The 7,315-nt window shown below is 52.1% G+C and carries 4 protein-coding genes and 4 pseudogenes; 5 read left to right on the plus strand and 3 right to left on the minus strand.

Annotated elements, in window-relative coordinates:
- From BG74_RS09590 to BG74_RS21075, 3 genes and pseudogenes are all read left to right on the plus strand, one after another.
- Positions 1 to 350 (plus strand): DNA polymerase III subunit chi (locus tag BG74_RS09590; RefSeq protein ID WP_073961163.1); only part of this gene is annotated, 350 nt, incomplete at its 5' end.
- 17 nt (positions 351 to 367) lie between these two features.
- Entirely contained in the window at positions 368 to 3,223 is a 2,856-nt protein-coding gene (locus tag BG74_RS09595) for a valine--tRNA ligase (RefSeq protein WP_066598129.1), read from the plus strand.
- A gap of 229 nt (positions 3,224 to 3,452) precedes the next feature.
- Positions 3,453 to 4,004: pseudogene (locus BG74_RS21075) on the plus strand (GNAT family N-acetyltransferase).
- Positions 4,005 to 4,097: 93 nt separating this feature from the next.
- Here the strand turns inward: BG74_RS21075 and rraB are convergent.
- A pseudogene (gene rraB / locus BG74_RS11935) lies at positions 4,098 to 4,499 on the minus strand (ribonuclease E inhibitor RraB).
- A gap of 557 nt (positions 4,500 to 5,056) precedes the next feature.
- Between rraB and BG74_RS18590 the strand changes: the two are divergent.
- Positions 5,057 to 5,281: a hypothetical protein gene (locus BG74_RS18590; RefSeq protein ID WP_244267509.1), complete on the plus strand. Its 225-nt coding sequence runs from the start codon at positions 5,057 to 5,059 to the stop codon at positions 5,279 to 5,281.
- Between the two features lie 14 nt (positions 5,282 to 5,295).
- On the opposite strand, the gene BG74_RS18595 is transcribed toward BG74_RS18590, so the two are convergent.
- Both BG74_RS18595 and BG74_RS18600 read right to left on the minus strand, forming a co-directional pair.
- A complete protein-coding gene (locus BG74_RS18595) occupies positions 5,296 to 5,481 on the minus strand; it encodes a hypothetical protein (RefSeq protein WP_066598133.1) in 186 nt (61 codons plus the stop codon).
- Positions 5,482 to 5,755: 274 nt separating this feature from the next.
- Positions 5,756 to 6,119: pseudogene (locus BG74_RS18600) on the minus strand (NanQ anomerase/TabA/YiaL family protein).
- Between the two features lie 393 nt (positions 6,120 to 6,512).
- Between BG74_RS18600 and BG74_RS18605 the strand changes: the two are divergent.
- Positions 6,513 to 7,315: pseudogene (locus BG74_RS18605) on the plus strand (aspartate carbamoyltransferase); the annotation flags it as partial.

A 7,315-nucleotide genomic window follows, 5' to 3' on the forward strand; every position in this document is an offset into this window, starting at 1 on the left:
GTAAGAGGAAACGGGTGCTTATCGCCTGTGAGAACGATGCCCAAGCTCTCAGACTGGACGAGGCGTTGTGGGCGCACGATCCTAATGCGTTTGTGCCACATAACTTAGCGGGAGAAGGCCCTCGCTGCGGCGCACCGGTGGAAATTTGCTGGCCGCAGCGCCGTGGCAACGCGCCTCGGGATCTATTGATAAGCCTGCTGCCAACGTGCGCGGATTTTGCCTCTACTTTCCATGAAGTGATAGACTTCGTCCCGAATGAAGACGCTTTGAAACAGCTGGCACGCGATCGTTATAAAGCGTATCGCAGCGTCGGCTTCCAATTGACTACGGCCACACCGTCAAGGCAGTGAGTGATTAACGACGCATAATGGACAAAACATACAATCCAAAAGATATCGAACAGCCGCTGTACAAGCACTGGGAACAGCAGGGCTATTTCAAGCCGAACAATGATACCCGGCAGGATAGCTACTGCATCGTGATCCCACCGCCGAACGTCACCGGTGTCCTACATATGGGTCATGCCTTCCAGCAGACCATTATGGATACCCTAATTCGTTATCAGCGTATGCAGGGTAAAAATACCTTGTGGCAGGTGGGCACTGATCACGCCGGCATCGCGACGCAGATGGTTGTAGAGCGCAAAATCGCCGCTGAAGAGGGAAAAACCCGCCACAATTACAGCCGCGACGCCTTCATTGACAAGATTTGGCAATGGAAAGCGCAATCTGGCGGCACTATTACCCATCAGATGCGGCGGCTGGGCGATTCGGTAGATTGGGAACGCGAGCGGTTCACCATGGACGACGGCCTGTCCAACGCGGTGAAGGAAGTGTTCGTGCGTTTGTATCAGGAAGATTTGATTTACCGCAGCAAACGCCTGGTAAACTGGGATCCGAAATTACGTACCGCGATTTCAGATCTGGAAGTGGAAAACCATGAGTTGAAAGGCTCAATGTGGCACCTGAGTTACCCGCTGGCCGACGGGGCGCGCACCGCCGACGGTCTGAATTACCTGGTGGTCGCCACCACGCGGCCGGAAACCATGCTCGGCGACACCGGCGTTGCGGTTAATCCGGAAGATCCGCGCTATCGCGATTTGATTGGTCAGTTCGTCATGCTGCCGCTGGTCGGCCGCCGTATCCCTATCGTCGGCGACGAACACGCGGATATGACCAAAGGCACCGGCTGCGTCAAAATCACGCCGGCGCACGATTTTAACGACTATGAAGTCGGCAAGCGCCATGCGCTGCCGATGATTAACATCCTGACCTTTGATGGCGATATCCGCCAGGAAGCCGAGGTATTCGACACTAACGGCGAGGCCAGAGAAGGGCTGTCTGGAGGAATTCCTGCGGCTTTCCGTGGCCTGGAACGTTTCGCCGCCCGCAAAGCGATCGTGGCGGAATTAGACCGGCTTGGCTTGCTGGTCGAGGTCAAGTCCCACGACCTCATGGTCCCGTATGGCGATCGCGGAGGCGTGGTTATTGAGCCGATGTTGACTGATCAATGGTACGTACGCGCCGCGCCGCTGGCGAAAGTGGCTGTGACAGCTGTGGAACAGGGCAGGATCCAGTTTGTGCCGAAGCAGTACGAAAACATGTATTTCAGCTGGATGCGGGATATTCAGGATTGGTGTATTTCCCGTCAACTGTGGTGGGGCCATTGCATTCCAGCCTGGTACGACGCCGAGGGCCGGGTTTATGTGGGCCGCAGCGAGGCCGAGGTACGCCAGCAACATCAGTTGGCGGACGACATTCCGCTGCGCCAAGACGACGACGTGCTGGATACCTGGTTCTCCTCCGGACTATGGACTTTCTCCACCCTCGGCTGGCCGGAAAACACCGACGCGCTACGCACGTTCCATCCCACCAGTGTGGTGGTGAGCGGCTTTGACATTATCTTTTTCTGGATAGCGCGCATGATCATGCTGACTATGCATTTCATCAAAGATGACAACGGCAAGCCGCAGGTGCCGTTTAACACTGTCTATATGACCGGTCTGATTCGCGATGAAGAAGGGCAAAAGATGTCCAAATCTAAAGGAAATGTTATCGATCCTTTGGATTTAGTGGATGGCATTTCGCTGATCGATTTACTCGAAAAGCGCACCGACAATATGATGCAGCCGCAACTGGCAGACAAGATCCGCAAACGCACGGAAAAACATTTTCCGAACGGCATCGAGCCGCACGGTACCGATGCGCTGCGTTTCACTCTGGCAGCGCTAGCCTCTACCGGCCGCGATATCAACTGGGACATGAAGCGCCTAGAGGGGTATCGCAATTTCTGCAATAAATTATGGAACGCCAGCCGTTTTGTTCTGATGAATACTGAAGATCAGGACTGCGGTTTTAACGGCGGCGATCAAGTGCTGTCGCTGGCAGATCGCTGGATCTTGGCGGAATTTAATCAGACGGTTAAGACGTTTCGAGAGGCGCTAGATGCTTACCGTTTCGATTTGGCAGCCGGGATTTTGTACGAATTCACCTGGAATCAGTTCTGCGACTGGTATCTAGAGCTGACCAAACCGGTGATGAGCGGTGGCAGCAGCGCCGAGCTGCGCGGTACCCGCCATACGCTGGTCAACGTACTGGAAGGGTTGCTGTGTCTAGCTCATCCCATTATTCCTTTTATTACTGAAACTATCTGGCAGCGTGTGAAACACCTCACCGGCGAACTGGGTTCAACTATTATGCTGCAGCCGTTTCCGTCCTATAATGCGGCGCTGGCGGATGCCAGCGCGCTCACCGACCTGGAATGGATAAAGCAAGCTATCGTCGCGGTTCGCATGATTCGTGCAAAAATGAACATTGCGCCTGGTACGCCGCTGACAGTACTGCTGCGTAGGGCCTCACCAGAGGTGGCGCGCAGGGTGAAAGAAAACCTGAGCTTTATACTCACCCTAGCACGGCTTGACAGTATTACCCTGCTGCCGAAGAACAATAAAGGACCGGTTTCCGTTACCCAACTTATCGACGGCGCCGAACTGCTGATCCCGATGACGGGTCTAGTCGATAAAGACGCTGAGCTTGAGCGCCTGGCAAAAGAAGCGGCGCGCATCGAAGGGGAAATTAGCCGTATATCCGCCAAGCTCAGCAACGAGGGCTTCATCGGCGGCGCGCCGGAGGCGGTGGTGGCAAAAGAGCGCGAGAAGCTGGAAAGCTATCAGCAATCCAGGGCGAAATTACTCGAACAGAAAGCGATCATCACCGGATTGTAATCGCTCCGCCTCCGGTCGGCAAATGTTGGTCATAACGCTATAGCCGGTCTACGAGTCGCTGACGCCGGCGATTAAGCACGTTATTGCCGGTGAGTGATCGCTCCCCGGGGGCGCGGCGCCCCGTCAGGAGGGATGCCGCGGCGGCGAAAATTGCCCATGCGCCCACGACAGTTTCGATTGCATCGCCAGTCCCTGCAGTGTATCCTATTGACCTATCGTGCTTTTGTTTATGATTATACGGATCGTGACTGTGCCCACTACCTCTGCAGAAGATGCCATACGGGTGCATCCGGTAACATCCTAGCAGACAATAAAACCATCATGCAGGTGATCCGCCGGGTTTCCACAGAACTCGGCCTGACGGCGGGTAAAAAGCTATACCGTTTCCAATACCAACCTCTATCCTCTATCCTCTATCATCTCTATGAGCTCTACAGTCAGCCGCGTAGTGCCTGTTGGGTCATTGAGCTGCACGGGTAGTGGGCGGAAGTGACGCGGCACAATGAATGACACTATTGGGCGGTGCAAACGAGAGGTTTGCGAACTGAAGAAATATATTTCTTGCCCGAACTGAGCGAACAGGGTGTGACGTGGGAGTTAGCGCAGCACGCACTGATGCTTGTCTATTGGCAGGGCTTTCTTCGCCAACGCTATCTAGAAACCAGCCACCTTGGATCACGCTATTACCCCCTATGAGGGGCTGGACTTTCGCCATATCGGCGACCCGATGGGCAATCCCGGCCACGTCGACTGTGAAATCACCATGTTGAAAACATTATAAACCGTTTAGAGTGGACGCGAGTAGCACCGGCGAAGGGCCGTTATTCTGGTCATCCTTCAGTCGGATCTTCCACGGTCAGCGACGGAGGGACAATCAATGGCATTTGGTGGGCACCTCGTCGCTATCCGTTAGGTCATCGTCTTCGTCCTGATCGAACTCATTGCCCTCTTCATTATTCTCACCGTCGGGATCCTCAAAATAAGTTCTCCAGCCGTCATAATTTACTCCCAGGCGTTGCGCCAGGTTGAAGGGCTTTTCTACCTGTACATCGATAAGCTCCGCCTGTAGCGCAACTTAACTGACCGCATCGCAGCACATCAACGTTTCGCCGCCCTCCACTTCCAGCTCTTCGGCATCATCGGTGACCTCAAAACCCAGTTTGAAAGCCTCTACTGCGACTTTCTCCAGGGTGTCAAAATTGTCCGCGGAGAGATGATGCTCGATGGTATAAAGCGCCTCAGGATCGCTGCCATCTTCCAGCAGTTCGTCAATAATTAGACGTGTTTATTCGCGTTTCTCTTCAAGAAAAGAATGTGTCATGCCCCTGCCCTCAATACGTCGGCCTGTAGGAGGGTTATTTTCACACACCGACGGGTGCGGCTCCAGGCTTAATGGTGAAAGATTTGCTGTCAGCACTTGAATTTGAATATTAATACATTTAAATTTTAAATATATTATTAATGTATAAAAGTATTATTAATAAGTTATTTAAAATAAATTTAATTAAAATTATGAGTTTTACCTCTGCCGAAATTAATCAACTGCTGACTCTGGCCGCCGACCTTAAGCACCAAGAGAGTGCGCCGGACGCGAGACGCCGTTCCTGGCCGGTAAAATATTACGCTCATCTTCGAAAAAAGATTCAACCCGTCGTACCTGCTGCCCTTTCGAAATTATTGCCTTTGATCAGGACACCCGCGTGACCTATTTGTAGCCGAGTGGGAGCCAGATAGGCTATATAAGGATAACGCTCTGTATATATTACGGTATCCAATACCTAGGCTTGGCCAAGGAATCGTAGAAACGCTGGCGTATCACGCCGGCATGCTGGTGTGGAGCGGACACTCACGACCAAGTTCCACCCTACCCAATTGCTGGCCGACCTGATGACAATGCAGGAATATTTACTGGTAAGGCCCTTAAATCAAATGCCGCTGGCCTATGTCGGCGGTATGCGCAATAACATGAAATACACTGCTGAAAGCGGCGGCGCAGACCAGTATAGATTTGCGGCCGGTAGCGCCGGAGCGCCTGCTGGCCGGATCACGATCTGGTGACCACCTGCCGTCGATTAGCGCAGAAAAAACGGCTTAGCAAGCGGCATGGAAATGACCCATGAGGTATTAGAATCCCCCACAGCGTAGTGTTCGATCAGGCGGAAAACCACCTGCATACGAGCAAGACCGTCGTCATGGCATGGTTGCGACGCTAGCGAAACCGTCAGCTTGTTTGTTAGCGCCTGTTTATGGCACCACATGACTGCCGCTAGAAAAGGGTTAGCGCCCTTGTTGCCAGCGACACGCAGCGGCCACTAAATCCGGTTAGTGCCTTTGTTTCTTGGCAGCGCACAACGCTGCCAAGCATGGTTCTGTGCCGTTGTTTCTACCGGTACATGACTGCCGCTAGAAATGGGGATCTCCCGCGCTCGAGCTCATGTTTAGAAACCTGGCAGCGGCCTTGGCTATGAGGGCACCAAGGATAACGCGGTTTCGAACCTCTAGCCGGGCGCGATGGAAGCTGTCGTCGCGAGTTTAAACTGCCAGCGCCACGTCGATTCTTATAACCGCCTTGCGGATATTCGCTGGCTCGCCCACCCGCGCACGGCGGCGTATGGACTGTACCGGGAAAACACACTACGAAATCCACCGTCTGCGGCACCACCTGTTTTTCTGCCGGCAGCGTGCTTGTGGCATTACGCTTCGGTACCACGCAGCAAAATCTAAATATCAAGATATTTGGCACGGCAGCGCCCTGGCGCGATTCCTATCACATCATTGGAAATGATAACAAAACTTCATTACCCTCGATATCATGTTTGCTCAAGGGCGTCTCATCGTTAATGTGGCGTTTGATGTAATCTATGGCGGCGCGCAATTTAGTGGGCAGATACAGAATGAATTAGAGATGATTTACTTTATTAGTTATCATAATAGTTCCTTAAAAATTAAAAGTTATTTTAATATAAAAAGAAATAGGTGAAATGTGAGAACAATCTGTCAGTTATTTTACCCAGCTGGCTAAATGATTCCTTTTCGTTGTCGTCGGATAAGATTTTAGGCTTGAATTAGAAAATAACCGGCGTATAACGCCGGGTAATTTTCTAGGAGGAACCATGCACAGCATCAGCACATTAGTTTATATTCAGCTGCATACATTTAACGCTGGCGGCCAGGCGCCGCGGTTACTTCCGTTATATTCTGTGATTATCGCCCCTTAATGGGGTTTTGGACGCAAATCGGCACACCCTACATTATCCTACGACATTACCGGCACTTATAAGGAAAGACGGTGAATCCCCTTTATCAAAAGCATATCATTTCTATTAATTACCTGAACAGAGAGGAGTTGGAAATGTTGTTAAAAACCGCCGACGCGCTCAATACCCGGACGCAGCCGTAATTACTGAAATACAAAGTCATCTCCAGCTGTTTTTTTTGGAGCCTAGACCCGAACCCCGCCTGTCTTTTGAAACCGAGATTCACCGGCTAGGCGCTTCGGTCGTCTTCGGTTTCCCTTATGCCGACAATACCTCGCTCTACAAAAAGTTGAGACGCTGGCCGACACTATCTCAGTCAATAGCAGGTATATCGACGCCATCGTGATGCACCAATCCGTAGGAGCGAATGGCCCGGCTTGCCACCGAATTCCGGATAGGTACCGATTTTGAATCGCAGGCGACGGCTCCAATCAGCACCCTACCCAAACCCTATTGGATCTATTCACTATTCAAGAAACGATGGGTCTTCTGGATCATCTCTGCGTTGCCATGGTAGGGGATCTAAAATACGGCCGTACCATGTATTCACTGACCCAATCTCTAGCCAAATTCGCCTGAAACCGCTTTTATTTTATCGCGTCGCAGGCGTTGGCGACGCCTTGTCAACATTCTGCACATACTGAAGGAAAAGGGAATCGCTTACAGTCTCCACACTAGCATTAAAGAAGTAGTGCCGGCGGTGATTATCCTTTTATATGACCCGGGTGCAGAAAGTGCGGCTAGAGATCCCTTGGAACACACCAACGTGAAAGCACAGTTCGTACTGCATTCCGGCGATTTGCACAGGCTTGCGCCAAGCAGGACAGCTGCGCAG

It is taken from the genome of Sodalis-like endosymbiont of Proechinophthirus fluctus, from assembly GCF_001602625.1.
Lineage (GTDB): Bacteria > Pseudomonadota > Gammaproteobacteria > Enterobacterales > Enterobacteriaceae.